Below are 19894 nucleotides of genomic sequence, written 5' to 3' on the forward strand. Positions count from 1 at the left end.
AAAGCTAGGCTATAGGGTTAGCTATTATGACGAGGCCTTTAATGAAGAGATTTGAATGTTTATTTTGTGAGCACTGCTGCTATTTTGAAGACCCGATAGAGATGCCAACAGTATTTGCCTGGGAAAAACGCCTCCTAGAGGAACTAGCCGAGGCTAGAGGAATAAGACTAGAGTTTGAACCCATTCAGATATTTAGAGACAAAAACGGCATCTGTGTCGTAACACTATATCGATGGATAATTCGTGGCTTTTGTCCATTCTACGATAGGGAGACCAAAAAGTGCACAATACATGAGAAAAAACCATATGCTTGCAAGATGTATCCTTTGCTACTAGAAATGCCGAGCGGTAGACTAATGGTGTCCGGTAAATGTGACTGGGTTAAGAGGAACAAGGATATAATAGATAGGCTTATGAGTAAGCCAGACTTCATACCCAAGGTTTTCCCGAATGAATTCAAGGCCGCAACAAATGCTTTCATAGAATTTAGTTCAATAAGCGAATATGTGTCTTCCAAAGATTTTAGCAAAGTGACTGATTTAAAGGACTGTAAAAAAGTTATGGACATAGACGAGTATATTGCGAGGTACGGCTAATCTTGCCTAAGGGTAGAAAAGCCGTAAGGATAGTCTTCAACACTTACTATGAGAAAGATGCAGAAAAAATAATAAATATACTAAAAGACAATGGATTCAATATTACGAAAATAACTAGGTCAAGGGTTGTGCCAGAACTTTACTTTATCGAAATAAGTGCTGATAATAATAACCTTATAGAAATGGAGAACTCGATTAAAGAGCTTATTGCAAAAAATAAGACTGACACGATATTTGGACTAAAAGTATATAGTATTGATGCATCAAAGTAGCCCTATAATCAAGGTAGTAGCCAGATAACGGCTCCGCCGGTTGATCCATCATCACCAGTTACATAACGCTTCTAGACAAAGTTTAGTCAGATTATCGGGCCAACTTCATCGCCGCATTCCTGGACAATTCTCTAGTGCCTTTAATAAGTGCTTCTTAATGGCCTCTTTAACGAGCTTGTACACCTTTGGTGCAAATTCTATTGTCACTACTTTTCCGTCTACTAGCCTTATTATTAAGGCTGCGCTCTGGTTGATACTTTTCTTGCTCTCGGTGACGGGTTGATGAGCTGGTTTCTTGAGAGATATCTCTTTAATGCTACAATACGGTATTATGATTTCATTTTTCTCTTTGCCATTGCGTACACGCTTCTTTCGAATAGAGTATAGAAACATGTCAGCACGTTGCTGCAGGCCCGTACGAGGACGTACTGTTGCCCAATATTCTCCTAGATAGCGTAGTCTTAGCTCAGTCTCTCCGAATATTAAGTCATACTTTACTATATCAGGGCCACGACGAATCCATACACTGTAAATGACGTTCTCCACGCGTATATCCCGCATACAGTTTGAAACCTTCAGCACGGGTTATTTAGCTCGCTACATTAATTAGGCATGAAGTGCTTGACTACTTTGTAGCGGAGCAACAAAATAGATAACGACAATACGCTTCGAAAATGGGAAAGGGAAGCCATGTCTGAAGAAAGGATAGTCTCAGAGATGTTCGGCATACATAGAGAGGACGGAAACATTAGTAATAAAGTATCAGAAACCATAGAGGAGAAAGTAAAAGCAATATACGAGCCTATTATATCTAGGGCACGTAGAAAGCCCGTAAGAAATCCAAAAGAAATAGCACGTCTGCTCCGAAGCGAGTTCAAACTCATAGTAGATGAACGCGTTGTTACACTTGTAGTTGCAGCATTCCTAGCTGGACGTCCTGTCCTTTTTGAAGGGCCTCCTGGAACCGGTAAGACCGAGATCGGGGAGGCCATTCTATCCTTATGGTCTGGTAAGCCCGCGTTTATAATACCGTGCAGTGAAAACTATGACGAGTATAGGGTTATTGGTGACTTCCATCCACTTATGGCGCTACGGTATGGGTTTAATGAGAAGAGCTTTACTCCTAGACCTTTGCTTGCAGCACTACTACTAGATACCGGTGTCCTCGTAGACGAGATACGTAGAAGTAATGAAGAATTCCAAAATCTTCTTCTTGATATTATTGATAAGAGAAGAATAATTGTTCCCGAGCTCAAGAAGGTTTTCTGGGCTAAAGGGGACGGGTTTCAAATAATATTTACAAGTAATCCAGAAGACTATGCTCAAGGCGAGCTAAGTGATGCATTTCTTCGAAGGGTTGTGCGTATAGAATTTAGTTATCCGCCACCAGAACTCGAGATGGAAATAATACGGATAAGATATGATATTGATGTAAAACTTAGCACCACGTTAATGAAGAAAATTGCGGCTGCCGCTTCACTGCTCCGAGAGAAAGCTGTTTACAAACCAGGCCCGGCGGACACTGTTCTATGGGCTAGGATATCGGGACGCTTAGCAGCACTTAGGGGGCACAAAGAAGTTACTGAAAAAGATGTCATAGATGCTGCTTCGATCGTTCTATATAAACGCGTTGATGAGGCTGAGATTGTTGACGAGGTTCTCGAAAGAGTCTTTGGAAAACAATCATACTGATACTATACGAGAGCTAGTAGTTAAGATAGGCAACGAGGCTAGGAGAGCTGGCTTAAAAGTCTCAACATCGGAGCTCGTCGAATTCTCTAAGTTGCTCGACATCTACTATAGCTTGAGCGAGAGCTTTACAGTGGACGATCTATATCTTGTAGCCTGCTCTGTTATATGTAAAAGAAAAGAAGATAAGGAAATACTTGCAAAAATTATTAAAGAAATCATTAACAGCAAGGATTCTAGGAACACCCCATTTAAAGACATAATTAGAGGTATATACAGGGACTTGAATCGGCTCGGTCTGCATCCAGGCTCAAAGATTAAGAAACCGCGTGATTTTAATTCGAGCGAAGAGCTGCGAGCAGCTTATGCAAGACTTCGTCTGCTCGGAGTACTTCAATATCGCGGAGGTAGCTACGTTCTAAACGAGGCCGGAATACGCAGCATTGCAAAAAGATTATCAAAGAAGTCTAACGGCTATAGGGATGCTGTTTCTAGGATCATTCTAGCTAATAGGCACCGGGAAGCAGTTCTATCTTTAGCAGCTCAGCTCGGTTCTGAATTGTTTGAATACATTGACTTGAAGAATATTGGCATCAATGACCTGGCAAAGATTTATCATTATTCACGAGACAAGGTGCTTAGGAGGCAGATCGCTAGCATAGCCCATACCATTGCTAGAGAAAGAGAAGTACTTACCGAGGAAGAGGCATACAATTTGTTAAATGTATTACGAAAAGAGAACATGCTAACCGAGGATATTTTAGAGAAAATCGTGATAAGTAATCCAAGAACAGTTGACAATATCAGAAAAATTGTAAGTAAGGATACCCTTTTGGACATCGCAATAAAGAGTATAAAAAGACTAGGAAATGCCTCAAAGGGGGCAGAAATCACTGCTAAAGCACTAGGACTTTCATCAGGATATAGAGGGGCTATACAAGAGATTCTTCGCAATAATTCTCTTCTAGAGGCCCTTCAGAAAGGAGAAATAGATGGACAGGCAATCGAGATATTGAACAGAATTGCGGAAGCAAGGAATTTGCTTTCAAAGAGCCTTAAAGAGGGACTAAATACGGCATATAGTGACTACGCCCTCTCAGAACTAGAAAAGGCGGCAAGTATCTTAAAGAACATGCATAGCGACAACGATAAGGTTATGAAAGAAATAAAGCGAATATATGAATCCGTTATGGCACAAGCAAAGCTTCTAACAACCGGTGACATATATGCGGTTCTTAAATCTAAAGTAAGGGAAATGGGCCCAGCAGACGCTATACGATTTCTTTACGAAGTGGCAGCGCACTCGAAAGACAAGAAGCTTAGGCTGCTCGCTCTAAGATTACTTTCTATTAGCATAAAAAGAGCGATTGGCAACAAGTATACTATTAATAGATGGGCAACAAAGACAAGAAAGGGCCAGGGCCGCATAGATGTCCATAAGACTATAATGCTGCTTCTTCGGTGGCGCCAAGATGTCCCCGTTGCGCGTCAAAAGGCTAGGCGTAAGGGCATAGTTCTCGTAGTTGACAAAAGTGCTAGCATGAACGCATATGCTGTGAATGCACTTTTGGCAGCTACTGCACTAGCCCCCTTCGTAAGAAAAATCGTCTTCTTTGATTCAGACGTATATGTAGTTAACAGAATCGATCAAGTACCGATACATCAGCTAATAAGTATGGTCCTAGGCACGAAGTTCTACGGCTATACTAATATCATAAAAGCGCTTGAAGAAGCTGTTAAAGGACTCTCACCAACGAAGCTTGTACTTATAAGCGATTTAAAACAGACAGTTAGGCCCTATACGGAGGCGGACGTGTGTAAGAAACTATCTGAGCTACGAAGAAGAGGATGGATTATTGTGTTAATCGTCCCCATGATTAAAGAACTACTTTGCACACATAATGAAGGTATACGTGTATATACAATATCTCATCCAAATGATATTAGAAAAGTACTCTTAAAGCTCTAAATATCGGCAAAATTATTATTTAATTCACTGCCATTACACCATATAAATATTATGTCCTTATCCGTCTCGCCTATGTAAGTACCAAACCTTATGACACTGCTTTTACGGGCTTCACCTATTTTAAGGATAGAGACAATAGAGCATCCCTTATTTACGCGCCTAATCTCTGCCAGGCCTTTTGTTGGGTCGCTAAGTAACCCCAGTACAGTGAAAGAGAAAACCGTATCAATGCATTTATCGCGTAATGGAATGTATTCTGCATCTGCTTCAACTATATCGACTAAATATTCGATGCCCAACTTGTGTATACGTTCTTTAGCTTTTTTTAACATTCCAGGCGAAAGGTCAAGACAAATATAGTAGATTATAGAGTCGGAAAACTGATTCTTGATGCAATATTCTAAAAAGAGACCCGTACCACAACCATCATCAAGCACTACGCCTTGAGGTCTTAGACGCTTGGTTGCAACATTGTATTTTTTGCGTTGCTCCTCTCCATAAAGCTCATCGTATCCAGCACTTGTTGCATTATACTTTATCCTTAGGATCTTTTTTCTAGCCCAGCCCTTAGGATTGTTTATCAAGATTCAATACCCTTATGCCGTCTTGAAGAGCGTAATTAGAGTAAAAGTTATTATTAATGAGTTAGCAACCGTACATCGCTTCGAAACAAGCATGCATGTAACCAAAATCTCGTAACGTATTTGGTATAATAGATTAGAACATGTGTGATGCTGATAAAGGAGCGCGTATATTGTATAATGTACAAAAAAGTTGCTTACTTGAGTGCGACATGTAGCGTGCTTCTCGTAGCTTTTAGACCTGGCTCTCCGTGCTGTACCTGCTTGCATGTCGGACTAAATTCGCCCAAGTAGTGCCCTATCATTTCCGGCTGTATGCGTACGGGAACGAATTCTTTTCCATTATACACAGCTATTGTAAGTCCAACCATTTCCGGAAGTATTATCATATCTCTAACATGCGTTTTCACAACAACCTTTTTGCCTTCAAGAATCTTCTTACGTGCTTTTCGTATTTTCCATAGCAACCTTCTCTGTGCGTCAGTAAGGCCTCGCAGTAGGCTCCTTCTCTGTCTTGCAGGAAGGAGTTTTACAAACTCGTCCATCGGCATAGATAGTAGTTCTTCAAGACTGTATCCACGGTATCGGAATTTCTTCCATTCAGGCGGCAAACTATCCAACCATTTCTTCATTTCTTCATCGAGTTGTAATCGCTGCCTCTGCATACCTTTTCCCCTTGCACCTGATGTAAAGGGGGGTTGAATTAGGTTTACCTCTTCTTTCTACCTGTTGACCTAGCAGCTATATGGCCAACCTTGCGGCCCGGTGGTGCATTGCGCGATACAGTTGTTGGGAAGCTTGGGCTCTGGTGGCTGCCACCGCCATGTGGATGATTCACCGCATTCATTGCAACACCTCTTACACGAGGCCACACATGCGGCTTAGCACTCCATTTGTAGTAAGCCGCGCCAGCCTTGAGAAGGGGCTTCTCTAATCGTCCTCCGCCAGCTATAACTCCGATTGTTGCCCTAGCATCATTAGGTATTTCCTTGACTTTTCCACTAGGAAGCTGAACCAGTGTCTTATTTCCGCTTCTCCCTATTATTACTGCATAAGTGCCAGACGATCTTGCTAATTTCCCTCCGTCTCCTGGATGTATCTCTATGTTTGTTATTTGTGTTCCTTCAGGTATTTTGCCTACTGGCAGTATGTTGCCATTGGCAGGCTTTGCGTCTGGCCCGACTTCTATTACCTGTCCAACATACATGCCCTCAACAGCCGGTATCCAGAATTCTTGTCCATTTTCAAGCACCACATGAGCTAGCGGCACCCATCTTCCAGGGTCGTGAACTAGTTCTACAACTCTGCCTCTTAATGTGACTGGGGTTAACGGTGGATACCGTGCAGGCGCTGGATGAAGCCATGGCCTACTCCTATATACTGGTGAGCCTTTGCCTCTACGCTGTATTATCAAGCGCTTGCCCATGTCTTAGCACCCTGCTCCCAGCTTCCACGTGCCTCCTCTGCTTCCTCTTAACTGTTATCGAGGGTACTCGTATTCGGAATAGGATGGGCTTTGATCTTTTGAAGTTCTTTAATAAAGCCTCACCTACTCCAAGTCTATACAAGTACTGAGCGTATTCATCGCCGATATTACTATATTTTAATACATTTTTAACATATTCTTTGCTTGAAGACCCAAAAATTATTATATTGTGAACATTGTTCCACACATAATCGGCAAAGTCTAAAGGCTCCTGGGAAGCTAGGAAAAGGTTAACATTTTTGCTACGTGCTTCTCGGATAATTTCTGCAAAGCCAGAATATCGAGAAAGCCGCCAAAACTCATCAATAACTATAGCAATATTCTTACAATTATTTGACCTAATACTCTCCATCATATTATTTGCTCTAAGAATATCTCTTAAATTCTCTATATCACCCTCAAGTACGTTATCATATTCACGAAGGTCGGAATCTCTTACTATTCTTTTTAAATCCCCCTTCGGATCAAAAAACACAATACAATATTGCTCACTAATCGAGAGGTTCATTATTATATTGCCTAGCAGCGTTGTTTTACCTCTACCACTTGGCCCGACGATAACCGTTTGAAGCGAGCCTATTTCTTTATCGATTAACGGTAATACTACTGGAGAGTTAAGACGTAATTCGCTGCCAATAATTACACCATTATCGAGAGACAAGCTTGAAATTATATAATCATAATCAATAATATCAAGAAAATTTCTTATTATTTTATTTTTTGATATTAAATTTTTTCTCTTTATTATAGATAAGTTACATAAAGGTGTAAGATTACAACCATAATAAGAAAGACTTGACTTAACTTTATCTATCGCATCTTCACTTTCAAATAAAAGTATAATCTCAGGTTTTACAGGATCATTATATTTTGAAATCTCCTTATAAATAGATTCCATTAATTCTAGCTTCCTTTTAGCTCGTAAATTATCAGGATTACGCTCAATCTCGACCCTATAGGTTATTATTTTTGCCTCAAGCTCTCTTAATGCTTTAACAAAATTTATATTCTCAAATAATATGATAAAGCCCTTAACCCTATTATGTAAGATATCGTAGAAGGCATTATTTCTAAAAAGGTCATTAATACATTCTTCTCCGCTTATTTTTAATACATAGAAACAGCTTTTTCCAAGAGACAGACAGCATTTAGTCGCTGAAGACATACTTCTTGAAAACAACCCAATTCTATCGTCTAGAGCTACAAGCGCTGAGAAAACGGCGCCAGCAAATAGAATAAAAATTGGAATCACGGTCATTTTACACACCACTTCTTATTAGATTCACTACTATGATAAACGACATTATATTAATAAATGATAGCAAAGATAGTATTTTTTCATTATTATTAATTGATACCATTAAACCTATTATGGAGGCTGAAAAAGCTATAGCTAGCGTTAGAGGAAGGCTCAGTCTTATCTGCCTGGGTTTTTCAGCCATATTGTTTTCACCTCACACTACAGTAGCCTTAAACTAGAAGTCGAGCATTACACGGGCATGAGTAGCGCCTAATAATCGTGCAAAAGATGTTGATATAAGCCCCATGATTGTTAAATAAGCGAATATGGCAGAAGGCAATAACACCATATACATTATAAGGTAGGCAAACGTGTCAAAAGGAAAGCTCTCATTCCTGCTTGTCCCGCTTATAATACTACTGGCTACAACTTGATCCCATTCAACACTACATACGCCGCTTTTTTCGACAACTACTCTTATAGGGTAGCCTATTCCTCCGTAAATCCCGAAACCATATAATGATACGGCTATACCACGCCATTGGGCTTGCTTAAAGCTCCTTGAGTATATATCACCGCCTTCAGTCTTAACACGTATTGAGCAATCTCTAGGACTACCTATGACAATTTTCACGAAATGCGTATTCATAGGCGTACATTCAATTATGCTTTTATCAGCACTATTTTCGATTAGTCTTATATTATCACAATCAAGTACCTTAATAACTATGTCAGGTCTTATATAAACTATATCTTTTAGCCTTATATTGAGCCTATAAGGTGCTTCATCGAGTTCATATGTAGCCTTAAGATCCTTAGGGATATTTACTTTGTATACAGTATCTGACCTTATGCCCATTGCTTCGAATCTAATATCATAAGTACCATTAGGCAAACTATTAGGCGGGATAATGTAGTATGAACCATCGGGCCTTAGCTTTAGCAGATAAGTAATATTAAGCTGAATATTATGAAACTTAAGTAATCCTCCCTGAGGGGTGTTTTTAGAAGCATCATACACCGTTCCCCATAAATTATAGAAGGCCAAGGAGTATGATGGTGGCTTTTCTGGAACTATCATGCTGCTTGAATAGCCTTGAAACATGTTTTGATACAGAAAGCTTAGCCAATGAGGTAGAAAGGGGAGCATCGCATTACTTACTATACTGAAAGCTATCAAGGATGCGCCAGCATTTCTTCCAATTCTAAATGGTAGAGCCATTAGTACTGTTCCAAGTGCTACTAACGTTGCCTTAGCGGCTGCGATTATTGAGGCTATTATCGCAATTATGGCTAGCGACACTATAATGGCATAGAGATTAAACGTTAATGGCAAGAAAAAGAAGGATACAAAGCGTCCCATTGACGACATTGAGATGGAAATCGATGCATAAATAGCTCTATATATGAGGTCAAATATGAGAAGGGCAGACATTCGTGCCCTTACATAGGTAATTATGTCATTAAGTGTATATCCACTCCAAGAAGCTATCATATCAGACAAGTATAATATAGATGAGAATGCCAATACCAGGATTACAGCCCATATGCTATCCTGTATGAGTATCGGAGCCCAGCGTTTTAACCCTCTAACCGGAATAGGAAGCATATATATGAGGACTCCTATATAATATGTTAACACCGCTATTTGAGCTGCCAAAAGAAGAAGACTTGTAGGCTCTAGTCTGACCAACTAGAATCACCCGGTAACGTTAATTGCGGGTGCGCCTGCAACCATGTTGACTATGTAGGAGATCAATGCAAATATTGACGAGCCAAGCGCGAGCCAGAATGCTGCCCACACGGCATCTTCAACGAGGTCTTGGCCCACTCTTTTAACTCTGATGAAAGGTATTGGAGAACCTTTTAGTAACCATCCTATACTCCATGTTAGTAGGAATAAGCCCCATGCAACTGCAACAACTTTGCTTGTAAGTGTGCTGATGAAAGTCGTGATGTCGCCCAATACTACCCCTACATCCTAGGCAAAATAGGATGTGGAGGCATAGACTCGGGTAAAACTATTTTCTAAAAGCAATATAAACGAACTATTATAACTATTTCTTTTTCTCAATTTTATGCTTATATTTATGGTAATTTATTTCTGCTTCTATTAATGCTCTATAAAAGGCTTCCTCACCAAACACTATCTTCTGAAGTACTCTACGAGCCGTAGCAGGCCCTACACCGATCCACATTAATGCTTCAGCGCCTTTCCTACCATAATTAAGAACTATATCGGCTTTCTCGTAGATATTTTGAAGCTTCCTTATTTCTTCCCGCTTTAGCTTGCCCTTTCTTGTTCTCTTCACAAGAAGGCGCCGTACTTCCTTTTCCTCTTCTTGGCTCTTAGCAGGATAAAGCAACCTAGAACCGCAACGTGGACACGACGGTTTATCTGGAAGGTTCTCTATTCTAGCCCTGTAGCTATTCCCACACATTAAACATATCAACGTGACTTCTTTCTTCGAAAGTCTACGCTTCACTGCTTCTGCTATAAGCGTCGATGGTAACTGCTGAGCAACAACCCTATCACTAAACCTAGCCTCATTTATCGCATCTTCAGTTAACGGACTAGCATTTCTAAGTTTAACTATCTTCAGCCGCTTCTTTCCTCGCCGAAGCTCATCAATGAATTCTTGTAGCTTAACTAAATCTATTTTCCTCACAAATATCTCTCTTAGAGCCTCTTCACCTAAAATAGTGTCTCTGAGTCTTACTAAAATACGCTTCAGCATGCTTTGATCTTTAATATTCCTATTAACTGCACCACTTCTTAGTGCTACACGAAATAGGGTCCAGTCAAACAGCTTACTCTTCTTTACTGCATCAACAACGAGTCTATAAACTTCATCATTATTCAACTTTGTAATACCTTCAAGCATTGTTTTTACATAGGTACTTGGCTTAATTGATGAAAATTTAACAACAACGATGTAGGGAGTGCTTGCGGTGGCGGGGTTATATCCCTCGACCTGGCTGATATAGTTTGCTAATAGATACTCAAGTGCCTTGTTTGCACGTGAACCAAGAAAGCTGTAGATTATGACTATATCTCCATAGTGTTCAACTACTATGTTTTTATCGTTCGGCAAAACACCTATTCGTGATAAATAATTGCTAATCTTTTCCGTTACGTATCTCTTAGACTCTACGTCAAGAGGATATGAGTTGAGTACACTCTTGTTAGCAAGGATTCTTCTCAGTACACTTCCTACTTCACGTGCAACGCCGTTTTCAACCGGAATGAGTTCGCCCTCCCAGGCAGGAGGAAATAGTTTCTCGGAATCTCTCTTTGGGACGACTTTAACACTATCATTACTTATATCAACTACTTCCCATATTCGGCCCGCAAGAACAAACATATCACCCTTATCAAGCGTAGCAACAAACTCCTCATCAAGCACACCTATCTTAGAGCCTGATGATATATCGATCACAATATATTGCTTAGTTTCTGTTATCATCGTTGTTGAATAATAATAGCTCTTACTCCTAGGCCCCTGCCTCATCTTATTATCCCTAATCCTTAGTATTCCAACAGTCTCGCCTATTTGTATGAGCTGGTTGAAAGTATCAAAGTCAAGGTTCTCGTAGAATTTGCTGCGCGTAATAATGTTATACGCCCTGGTAACCTCTATTTCACCTTGTTCAATTACAAGTCCAACTAACTGATGTATGAGGGCGTCAAGCGCGTTCTCATGTATATATAGATTCTCTATGTTGCCGCGCATAGTTCTTGCAGCTATTATTGCTGACTCGAGAATGTCAAAAACATTGTTTGAGGTAACTATGATGCCCCTGGATACAAGCCCTACTCTGTGTGACGCGCGACCAACTCGCTGGGCAAGTTTTAATGCCTGGCGTGGCGACATATATTGGATAACAAGATTAACTTCTCCGATATCTATTCCGAGCTCTAGGCTAGAGGTCGCAACAAGCGCCTTTACATTGCCTTCACGGAACTCGTTCTCGCCACGTATTCGCTCGTCCTTACTTAGACTGCCATGATGAACTCTAACAATATCACCAAGCTCTTTACGCAGGAGAGCCCCAAGTACCTCTGCTGTATCACGGGTATTCGTAAATATGAGCACTTTTCCGTACGTACCACGAACAATGCTTGCTATGAATTTTGCTCTATCATCTATCTCAGTAGAACTGCTACCCTGCGTTCTAGGCATTTTTACGCGAATATTATAATTCTTCATGAGATGCCTAAGGTCAACTACTTTGAATGCTCTATAACCCATTATATATCGTGCTACGTCGTAAGGCCGATTTAGCGTCGCTGATAACGCTATTATTTTTATCTTCTTTGTGCTATAAAGAGCTTCAACACGTTCCAAGGCCAGTGAGAGTTCAACACCTCTCTTGCTGGATAAAAGTTCATGAACTTCATCAATAATTATATATTCTAAATATTTGATATTTTGTTGAAATTTCTTTACAGATAACATTAGGTAAAATGTTTCCGGAGTCATAATTGCAATAGCGGGTGGATTCCTTAGAAACTCTTGTTTTTCTCTTTCGCTGCTATCACCATGCCTCAGCGATATTGACACACCAACCGAGTCACCTATTTGAGTCAATCTATGAAAAATATCACGATTAAGACTACGTAGAGGCGTAATGTATAGTGCCCTTATACCTGTAAGTCTTTCTTCAAGTATTTTCGACATTACTGGAAAGAAGGCAGCTTCTGTTTTTCCGCTCCCTGTAGGCGCTGAAACAAGCACACTATATCCTCTAAGAACTATCGGTATAACTTCTCTTTGTACTACTGTAGGCTCCTTATAACCAAACCTTTCTATTACTTTTCTGAGTCTCTCGTGCAATAGCGAGAAAGCATTATTTTGCACCATGCCTCTGTGTTCCCCTCTTGGGAAGACATCCTTATGGACACTAAAGATAAGAGGATACTCTTTACATTATCCGTAGCTTTGGCTACTCTCTTGTTACCCTCGCAAATATTCCTAATCGTTGCCCCATTAATAGGTATTACCATTATCCTCATAACCCTATCCTTCTCAACAATAGTTTACGTTATTATTACAAATATTTTGCTAATACCATTAAACATTATATATACAGATTTTCTATCTACAAGAGAATGGATGTTACACCCTACTACTCTACAATCCTTGATCGCTGTCATTATATTTTATCCAATTTTAGGGTTTATTATAATAATTATGATACTTCGCAAAATAAAAACAGATCTGCCAGTTGAAAGAGTCTTCAGCAATCTTAGCATAGCTGTATCCCATTACGTTGACAATTTCTGTATCGTTCAATCGAAATTACCTCTCCTATATTCATTGCTATCAATACTACTCTTTATTCTAGCAAAGTATTCTTCAAAGATAATTATCACTAATAATACTATTTTTAATATTACCAATACTATTATCTTTATTATATTTTTTATTATATTTATACCATTCTATACGACATCCCTACATTTAGCTTTAACATCCTTATTGATATCGATCGCGTCTTTACGGTATCCGCCAATAATATTTACGTTAGCCGTTCTTCTCCCTTTCGACACACTTGAGGTCTACTATAGTGCTTTGAAAAAGAAAGGAGCGGAAATAGGCGAAATTGTTGCAGTCTTACAACGTAATCCTCTCATAAGATATAATGAATTAAAAATTGAAACTAAATCAACATATAAATGGGCATTAATATACAGCGAAGTACTGTATAGATTAAATCCTGAAACAAAGGAAAATCCGCACATAATCATAACCGGTTCCTCCGGTTCAGGCAAATCATTCACTGCAGCAGTTATAGCTAAGTCATTAAGCAGAGTAGGTAATAGTCCATCAATACTTATTATAGATCCTCATGGAGAGTATAAGGATTATGTCAGAGATGCATTAATAGTGCAAGCAGACAAATATTCAATAAATCCTCTTGATCTTAACGGTAGGTCCCCGCGCCAGCGTGCTATCGAGGTTGCACTCATAATTTCTAGTATCTTTAATCTTGGCCCACTCCAATCAAGAATTCTTGAAGAGGCCATAATCATTGCATACGAATCAAGAGGAATAATTGAATCAGACAAAGAGACGTGGAAAACTGCTCCACCATCGCTTAAAGACGTTGCCTACATACTTCGAAAACTCGCACATAACGATAAGCGTGCAGACGTTGTAGCGATGTATATCGAGTCTTTAGTCTCGCGCATATTCGGAAAAACTAGTATAAGTATAAATAAATTGCTTGAAGCAAACAAACCAATAATACTAGATTTATCGGGTTTGAGTGAACGTACATGGCAACAATTATTCACGGAGCTATTTCTTGAAAAAATCTATGTATATCTTAAGGAGAAAGGCATTACTGACAAGCTAAGACTAATAATGATTATCGACGAAGCCCATCTGTTTGCTCGCAAAACTAAGCGCCGAAACGTAGTAACAAATATGGCTGCAGAATTGAGAAAATACGGCCTATCATTGATACTGGTTACGCAGAAATATGATGACGTTGATGACGCTATACTAGCTAACATAGGAACAAAGATAGCCCTTAGACATACTGAGCCAAAAACGGCTAAACAAGTAGCAGAGGCTCTTGCCTCTGGAATCGAGCAGGATGAACTAAAGGTACTAGTGGAGACTCTCAATATTGTTCCGCAAGGCTATGCAATTATACGTGATTATTATATAAATAAACCTCTTCTTGTAAAAATAATTCTTAATTAATATTTTGCTATTATTTTAAATAAGAATCAAAAACAATACCCTTTTGCATTAAATATTTAATAGGCAGTAACTCGTGTAACGTGTTCATGCAAGACATGTGGTAACGCGGAGGCATGATACAAGTGTCGGAAGAAGAAACAATTATTGAGGAGGGCGCCGAGGAAGAGCAAACAAGCGCAGCCGAAGCTGAGGATGTTGAAGAAACAGTTGAGATCGATATCAATGCATCCCTACTCGAAGCGATGGTTAAGAGAACCGAAATACTTGAAAAAGCGCTTAAAGGAGAAATAAGTGTTGAAGAGGCCCTTGCCCAGCTTCAAGCAACACCGGTACCCGTATTAGGAGGCTCAAAACGAAGACGGAAGAGAAGATGAAATTAATACTGGTTTGTAAATAGTTATATGTATCTCAAAAAGCCTTCTTTACTTCAACTTCGTACCCGAGCGCCTTCAGAGCATTTACCAGGAGATCTACTGATATTCTCCTATCAAAAATTATTACAGCATATGGCTTATCATCTTCTTTTATCAATTTAACTTTATCAACAATTGCTTCGCCCTTTATATAATCGTCAGCCTTATGCGGCGGGGCCAAATAATCTTTAAATTTCTTTCTCATATATTCATAAAATTCATCAAAATTTTTCAAATATCGAAGCGTCTCCTGTATATCATTCGGTGTTTTACCTAGCATCTCTGATATCTTTTCAAGAAGTTCTATTGCTTCGTCCCGAGGAAGTTTTACACTCTTATACTTTGCAAAATCTACTTCTAGGATTATGGTCTTTTGGATACTCAACGATACTACACCCCTTGAAGAGAATATGCCTAGTCCAAGTAATAAACCTGAATACCAAAATAGAGGATGCGGCATCATCCCTCAGAGCGGCCTACAAAACGGGGCATTAAGCAAATGTACCCCGCCGCGATTACCGCGCATCATCGGTCAGCCATTAGTAATATTTTCATTGTGTAGACGGGCTTTTATTCACTAGAGTGCTAAGAATACTAGCTGTTGCGTGGAGGTGAAAACCTGTGAGCATATATTGGGAGCGGTGTAGCATTTGTGGAAGACATCGCCCTACAAGGCAGTGTTGGCTTCATCCGGAGAGAAATGTCTGCCCCTATTGTTGCTTAGCTTGCCCCGAGAGACCGCATTGCCCTAGGCCAGCTTGGTTTCCATCAATAAAAGCCGTAGAAAGAAGGCCGCCGAGGGATGTTGAGGCTAAAAAAGCCTTGGAAGAATTGCTTAGAAAGCTGGAAAGCAGCTAGACTCTTGGCGAAACCCAGTAAACCAATATACCGCCACCCGGTAAGTCAAAGCTAAGCCTCATAGGCAATGATTCACCATACTGCAATGTAACTGTATCTGCAGCACTGGTAGCTTTCAGAGTAGCCTTGAGCAGATCTATGGAGTACTTTGCCGTTATGGGCGGGTTACCGGTTACATCCAAGCTTAATAATGGATCTCCCTGGAGAAGTATGCCTTTGTACCTCTTTTGCGTCGACTCCGCGTGAACTTCTATCTTATCCTCAAGCGTTCTAAACTCAACCTCATCGCTCACAATCTTGGCATCATTAATTACATTCTTAAAGTCCTCTGCCATCATTCTTGCAGTAACACTTAACTCGACTTGGGGCTCACTTAGCTCCTCCACAACGCCTTCACGCAATGGTACATAAAATGAGCGCACTATTCCGGTTTTCTTGTCATGAAAGTTTACCTCCAGTCGCCTATGTTCTTCGTCGAGTTTCAACTCTACTATATCGTTTCTTGTACCCCTTTTCGCTATTCGATTGAGCTCGTCTGAGCTCACAATAAACGTCTTTTTCTCCTCCTGGAGCTCATAAGAATCGAATACAGTAACGGGGAGCCTTAGAATAATCATTGTTGTCTTATCGGGGGTTAATGCCCTAACCTCAAGGCCTTCAGCTGTGGCTATAAACGGTATCTCGTCCATAACTTTCGCTATAGTCTGTACTATATACTTAAACTTAGTCGCAGCAGGATAGACGGCTCTAAAGCTCATGCCCTACACCTTCCTAATATAGAACTAAGTTAAAGAGAACCTTATTTATGCCTGAGGCTATGATTCGTTAGCAGAAACGGCAATGATGCAGCTCTACCCGCCTCGACAAAAACGTGCCGGATGAAGATCTAACCACCGACTGAGCCCCTTATACGGCATACATTAATGTACAACAATTTGCTTACTTGTTGCAAAGTTATCTCGGGCTATGCTTCTGAAACGTTGCGCGTCTTCAAACATGTAAATATTATTAAACATTACATAGATATCTGATATGTCGTTATTAACAATATACTTCTCAATTATTTTGACTAGCCTTGATAAGTCTTCATCAGTGTATTTATAACGATAATTTACTTCACGACCGCCAAGGCCGTGCAGCCTGAAGTAAAGCACCGATTGACTCTGGCAAATAATTGGTTCATCGCGTAAGGGATCAACTATGTGTATGATGCCATAGTTACACATAATTGATTGCAACACTTCTTTATGATTACGCCATGTCCCTCTGGGCTCCCAGCCGATTACGATTTTCCCTTTATCTTCAATGTACCCAGTAGCTTCTTTGAAGAACTCCCTAACCATAGTTGCGTTCTCCTCGCTATATCCAAAACTGGGCGGCGTCTGCAATACTATCACATGTGCGTTAAGTATAGCCGCTATCTCAACAGTTTTAATCCATGCACTAAGATTCTCTCTTGTTGGCTTCATATATCCATAGTTTTCCTTTTTTCCGGGAGGTGGTTGACGAAGTCTACGCCAGGTCGGGCTTGATGCCGGATGTGTTATAACCTGCCACGCTTTCATATTGAAACGGAAGTCTGTGGGAGCCTCATTTCGCCATTTTTCAGCCGTTTTCTTCTCTGGCAAATTATAAAATGTTTGTTGAAGCTCTACAGTCTTAAAATGTTCAAAGTATTTTTTCCTAGCTACGGGGAACCCGCAGCACCCAACCCAGATCTGAGAAACAGGCAAGGAAAGACCCCTGCCGGAGACTGCCCAGTATCGTATTTTTGTTAAGCTTACTCGTAGGCTCCTACGGTTCGTTCATTACTATAAGTATTATTTATCTCTAAAAAAGTACAAGATTCAAACTATAGCATGTTTCTTATCTTATCAACGCTTCAACGAACGAGCTTGTATGAATCTTACAACATCAAGGTTAGATAGCTCAGATTTTATTTCCTCGATGTCTTTCGACGACTTCGACACATCCACCACTATCACGCACTCAGCGAATTCTCCTCTCTTTATTGAAGTACACTGCGATATTACTATATCTGCGCCAAGTTCTGCCAAACGACTAGCTACTTTAGCTAACGCGCCAGGAACATCCTTTATCTCAATACGGAGTTCGTATAGCTTTGCTTCCGTGCTTGGCAGAGGCGTCAATATTATTTCACGTCTATCTGCATCAGCGATAAGTATGAGATTCATGCCTTCAACTATATTTAGTGCCTCGCGAACAACTAGCGGGATAGTTACTCTTCCCTTGCTATCGACTTTCACTATCTCGGTTGTTCTCATTTTCCCAACCGTTTACCATAAAGTATTGTAAAACTTAAAATGGATTTTGTTGCTTATTCGGATACATTCTCCTTGTTTTCAACAATATCTATGATCTTCTTCGCTAATTCAAGTATGATCTTTGCCGCCTCACTATCAGGGTATTTGACGAAGAAGGGCTCACCACTATCGTTTGCACGTGATATTCTTGGGTCGATCGGTATCTCTGCTAGGAACGGCACATTATATTTCTCTGCTATCTTTCTTCCAGCGCCTTCACCAAAGATGTAATGCTTTGATCCATCGGGACACTTGAAATAACTCATATTTTCAACGATGCCGAGTATGGGGGCATTTAGTTTCCGGGCAAAGTTGATTGCCTTGGCAACAACAATTCGTGAAACATCAGACGGGATTGTAACTATTATTGTCCCCGTTAAGTCCTTTATAAGTTGGACTATTGTGAGTTGCTCGTCACCAGTGCCAGGCGGAAGATCGATAAGAAGGTAATCAAGTGTGCCCCATTCAGCATATGCTAACATTTCTCGTATAGCAGATGTAGATAGAGGACCTCTCCAAATAACTGGTGTGTCTTCTGAGGGCAACATGATTCCTATGGATAGCACCTTTACTCCCAAAGGAGCAATTACTGGAAGTATGCGACCGTCGTCTGTTGCCATAACCGGCTGTCCTGCAACCCCCATCATTTTAGGTATTGATGGTCCATAAATGTCTGCATCAAGAACGCCCACTTGACGGCCAAGATAGGCTAGTGCAAAAGCGAGACTTGCAGTTACAAATGACTTACCTACTCCTCCTTTACCGCTAAGTATTGCTATCTTATATTTTATTTTTTCTAAATTCTTTCTAACTCTTTCTTCTTGTTCTCTTATCTTTTTTATAGCCTCTATACGAGCCTTTACTTCGGGGGGGACATTGCGCGATGCCGACACGGTAGCCACCTCTAACTCTAACCGATTAGTGCGTTGTTGCCAGCGTTCTCTTATTAACATTCCCATATTTACAAGTGTTAATGGGGTATTCTTATACTTGTAATACGAATGCACTTCACGGTATAAGTATGAGGCCAAAAAGAGAGAACCTTTACGATAAACGGGTAGTATCAACTTATGTTTTGGATGTAATGCATAACTTCTACAGCTATAAAGAGATCTCCATGCTAACAGGTATACCTATTTCAATGATAAGCCGCTATTTACGTAGAAAAACTTTACCAAGCGAAAAAATGGCCAATAAAATAATAAAAAAGTTTCTTCAAAATAAGAATATTATTGAAAGATTTATAACTCTCTTACAAGAAGAACCTGATCTTTTATATACGCAAAAAGTATCCGAAATTATAAACCTCGTAATACTCAATAATTATGCGGAATTGCTTAGTAATATTGACTTTATTATTGGATTTAATGATCCGACCATACTCATAGCCACTAAGCTTTCGGAACGCGAACAAAAAGATATTCTAATTTTGCATTTTGTTCCAATAGTTCCTTATTTAAACGCGGACTGCTTCTCTCTAACGAGTTCGCGATTTATATTCTATGTGTGTGCAAAAAGAGGATACAGAACCCGATATAGGTCATTAAGGGCACTTTTACTTTATCCATTAATTATTCCTATAGAATTGGCTAATGATATTAAAACGAGAATAATACAAGAACTTAGACTTTCCGCACTTAAGATACTAATACTTTCCTGTATGGATAAAAACAAGATAACTGAGAATAGAGACTTTATTTGTATATCTGGGCGCGATGACCGAGGTTTTAAACACTGACAGAGGGGAAAT

21 protein-coding genes are annotated in these 19894 nt (G+C 39.9%); 7 read left to right on the plus strand and 14 right to left on the minus strand.

Annotation, left to right across the window (positions count from 1 at the left end):
- Positions 1–26: 26 nt before the first annotated feature.
- Both SBG41_RS04450 and SBG41_RS04455 read left to right on the plus strand, forming a co-directional pair.
- Positions 27–596, plus strand: coding sequence for a YkgJ family cysteine cluster protein (locus SBG41_RS04450; protein WP_317896346.1), 570 nt, complete (start codon positions 27–29; stop codon positions 594–596).
- Between the two features lie 2 nt (positions 597–598).
- Positions 599–868 carry a hypothetical protein gene (locus SBG41_RS04455; protein ID WP_317896347.1) on the plus strand — a complete coding sequence of 90 codons (270 nt, stop codon included), beginning with the start codon at positions 599–601 and terminating at the stop codon, positions 866–868.
- A gap of 105 nt (positions 869–973) precedes the next feature.
- Here the strand turns inward: SBG41_RS04455 and SBG41_RS04460 are convergent, their stop codons facing one another.
- The gene (locus tag SBG41_RS04460; protein WP_317896348.1) at positions 974–1414 is read right to left on the minus strand and encodes a hypothetical protein; all 441 of its coding nucleotides are present in this window, start codon (positions 1412–1414) and stop codon (positions 974–976) included.
- A 171-nt stretch (positions 1415–1585) separates the two neighbouring features.
- On the opposite strand from SBG41_RS04460, the gene SBG41_RS04465 reads away from it, so the two are divergent.
- Both SBG41_RS04465 and SBG41_RS04470 read left to right on the plus strand, forming a co-directional pair.
- Positions 1586–2560: an AAA family ATPase gene (locus SBG41_RS04465; RefSeq protein ID WP_397470784.1), complete on the plus strand. Its 975-nt coding sequence runs from the start codon at positions 1586–1588 to the stop codon at positions 2558–2560.
- Entirely contained in the window at positions 2469–4526 is a 2058-nt protein-coding gene (locus tag SBG41_RS04470) for a VWA domain-containing protein (protein ID WP_317896350.1), read from the plus strand. The genes SBG41_RS04465 and SBG41_RS04470 overlap by 92 nt, the downstream gene beginning before the upstream one ends.
- Here the strand turns inward: SBG41_RS04470 and SBG41_RS04475 are convergent.
- From SBG41_RS04475 to SBG41_RS04510, 8 genes are all read right to left on the minus strand, one after another.
- Positions 4523–5110 carry a class I SAM-dependent methyltransferase gene (locus SBG41_RS04475; protein WP_317896351.1) on the minus strand — a complete coding sequence of 196 codons (588 nt, stop codon included), beginning with the start codon at positions 5108–5110 and terminating at the stop codon, positions 4523–4525. The genes SBG41_RS04470 and SBG41_RS04475 overlap by 4 nt on opposite strands.
- A gap of 194 nt (positions 5111–5304) precedes the next feature.
- Positions 5305–5772, minus strand: a complete 468-nt coding sequence (locus tag SBG41_RS04480; protein ID WP_397470767.1) for a 30S ribosomal protein S19 — start codon at positions 5770–5772, stop codon at positions 5305–5307.
- 44 nt (positions 5773–5816) lie between these two features.
- Positions 5817–6533 (minus strand): 50S ribosomal protein L2, encoded by a 717-nt coding sequence (locus SBG41_RS04485; RefSeq protein WP_317896352.1) that lies wholly within the window; start codon positions 6531–6533, stop codon positions 5817–5819.
- Positions 6505–7851, minus strand: coding sequence for a type IV secretory system conjugative DNA transfer family protein (locus tag SBG41_RS04490; protein WP_317896353.1), 1347 nt, complete (start codon positions 7849–7851; stop codon positions 6505–6507). The genes SBG41_RS04485 and SBG41_RS04490 overlap by 29 nt, the downstream gene beginning before the upstream one ends.
- 1 nt (position 7852) lies before the next feature.
- Positions 7853–8035, minus strand: a complete 183-nt coding sequence (locus SBG41_RS04495; RefSeq protein ID WP_317896354.1) for a hypothetical protein — start codon at positions 8033–8035, stop codon at positions 7853–7855.
- Between the two features lie 33 nt (positions 8036–8068).
- Positions 8069–9526: a carboxypeptidase-like regulatory domain-containing protein gene (locus SBG41_RS04500; protein WP_317896355.1), complete on the minus strand. Its 1458-nt coding sequence runs from the start codon at positions 9524–9526 to the stop codon at positions 8069–8071.
- Between the two features lie 6 nt (positions 9527–9532).
- Entirely contained in the window at positions 9533–9799 is a 267-nt protein-coding gene (gene cedA1 / locus SBG41_RS04505; RefSeq protein WP_317896356.1) for a DNA import protein CedA1, read from the minus strand.
- A 91-nt stretch (positions 9800–9890) separates the two neighbouring features.
- Positions 9891–12698, minus strand: coding sequence for a DEAD/DEAH box helicase (locus SBG41_RS04510; protein WP_317896357.1), 2808 nt, complete (start codon positions 12696–12698; stop codon positions 9891–9893).
- 33 nt (positions 12699–12731) lie between these two features.
- Between SBG41_RS04510 and SBG41_RS04515 the strand changes: the two genes are divergently transcribed.
- Both SBG41_RS04515 and SBG41_RS04520 read left to right on the plus strand, forming a co-directional pair.
- Positions 12732–14549, plus strand: coding sequence for an ATP-binding protein (locus SBG41_RS04515; protein WP_317896358.1), 1818 nt, complete (start codon positions 12732–12734; stop codon positions 14547–14549).
- 113 nt (positions 14550–14662) lie between these two features.
- The gene (locus tag SBG41_RS04520; RefSeq protein ID WP_317896359.1) at positions 14663–14923 is read left to right on the plus strand and encodes an RNA polymerase subunit Rpo13; all 261 of its coding nucleotides are present in this window, start codon (positions 14663–14665) and stop codon (positions 14921–14923) included.
- 34 nt (positions 14924–14957) lie between these two features.
- Here SBG41_RS04520 and SBG41_RS04525 read toward each other — a convergent pair whose 3' ends face one another.
- The 5 genes from SBG41_RS04525 to SBG41_RS04545 all read right to left on the minus strand — a co-directional run bounded on the left by SBG41_RS04525 (position 14958) and on the right by SBG41_RS04545 (position 19037).
- A complete protein-coding gene (locus tag SBG41_RS04525) occupies positions 14958–15347 on the minus strand; it encodes a hypothetical protein (RefSeq protein WP_317896360.1) in 390 nt (129 codons plus the stop codon).
- A 469-nt stretch (positions 15348–15816) separates the two neighbouring features.
- Positions 15817–16578, minus strand: coding sequence for a DNA polymerase sliding clamp (locus SBG41_RS04530; RefSeq protein ID WP_317896361.1), 762 nt, complete (start codon positions 16576–16578; stop codon positions 15817–15819).
- A gap of 162 nt (positions 16579–16740) precedes the next feature.
- Positions 16741–17553 (minus strand): DUF72 domain-containing protein, encoded by an 813-nt coding sequence (locus SBG41_RS04535; protein WP_317896362.1) that lies wholly within the window; start codon positions 17551–17553, stop codon positions 16741–16743.
- A 141-nt stretch (positions 17554–17694) separates the two neighbouring features.
- Positions 17695–18105, minus strand: a complete 411-nt coding sequence (locus SBG41_RS04540) for an ACT domain-containing protein (protein WP_317896363.1) — start codon at positions 18103–18105, stop codon at positions 17695–17697.
- A 53-nt stretch (positions 18106–18158) separates the two neighbouring features.
- Positions 18159–19037, minus strand: a complete 879-nt coding sequence (locus SBG41_RS04545; RefSeq protein WP_317896364.1) for an Mrp/NBP35 family ATP-binding protein — start codon at positions 19035–19037, stop codon at positions 18159–18161.
- A gap of 128 nt (positions 19038–19165) precedes the next feature.
- On the opposite strand from SBG41_RS04545, the gene SBG41_RS04550 reads away from it, so the two are divergent.
- Positions 19166–19882: a hypothetical protein gene (locus SBG41_RS04550; protein ID WP_317896365.1), complete on the plus strand. Its 717-nt coding sequence runs from the start codon at positions 19166–19168 to the stop codon at positions 19880–19882.
- Positions 19883–19894 lie beyond the last annotated feature (12 nt).

Origin of the sequence: Pyrofollis japonicus, from assembly GCF_033097485.1 — an archaeon.
GTDB classification, from domain to species: domain Archaea; phylum Thermoproteota; class Thermoprotei_A; order Sulfolobales; family Pyrodictiaceae; genus Pyrofollis; species Pyrofollis japonicus.

Excerpts from the sequence above, each read along its gene's own strand:
- SBG41_RS04450 (WP_317896346.1), top strand. The coding sequence starts at position 27 with ATGACGAGGCCTTTAATGAAGAGATTTGAATGTTTATTTTGTGAGCAC.
- SBG41_RS04490 (WP_317896353.1), bottom strand. The coding sequence starts at position 7,851 with ATGACCGTGATTCCAATTTTTATTCTATTTGCTGGCGCCGTTTTCTCA.
- SBG41_RS04550 (WP_317896365.1), top strand. The coding sequence starts at position 19,166 with ATGAGGCCAAAAAGAGAGAACCTTTACGATAAACGGGTAGTATCAACT.
- SBG41_RS04485 (WP_317896352.1), bottom strand. The coding sequence starts at position 6,533 with ATGGGCAAGCGCTTGATAATACAGCGTAGAGGCAAAGGCTCACCAGTA.
- SBG41_RS04495 (WP_317896354.1), bottom strand. The coding sequence starts at position 8,035 with ATGGCTGAAAAACCCAGGCAGATAAGACTGAGCCTTCCTCTAACGCTA.
- SBG41_RS04520 (WP_317896359.1), top strand. The coding sequence starts at position 14,663 with ATGATACAAGTGTCGGAAGAAGAAACAATTATTGAGGAGGGCGCCGAG.
- SBG41_RS04470 (WP_317896350.1), top strand. The coding sequence starts at position 2,469 with ATGCTGCTTCGATCGTTCTATATAAACGCGTTGATGAGGCTGAGATTG.
- SBG41_RS04515 (WP_317896358.1), top strand. The coding sequence starts at position 12,732 with ATGGACACTAAAGATAAGAGGATACTCTTTACATTATCCGTAGCTTTG.
- SBG41_RS04465 (WP_397470784.1), top strand. The coding sequence starts at position 1,586 with ATGTTCGGCATACATAGAGAGGACGGAAACATTAGTAATAAAGTATCA.
- SBG41_RS04510 (WP_317896357.1), bottom strand. The coding sequence starts at position 12,698 with ATGGTGCAAAATAATGCTTTCTCGCTATTGCACGAGAGACTCAGAAAA.
- SBG41_RS04480 (WP_397470767.1), bottom strand. The coding sequence starts at position 5,772 with ATGCAGAGGCAGCGATTACAACTCGATGAAGAAATGAAGAAATGGTTG.
- SBG41_RS04540 (WP_317896363.1), bottom strand. The coding sequence starts at position 18,105 with ATGAGAACAACCGAGATAGTGAAAGTCGATAGCAAGGGAAGAGTAACT.
- SBG41_RS04530 (WP_317896361.1), bottom strand. The coding sequence starts at position 16,578 with ATGAGCTTTAGAGCCGTCTATCCTGCTGCGACTAAGTTTAAGTATATA.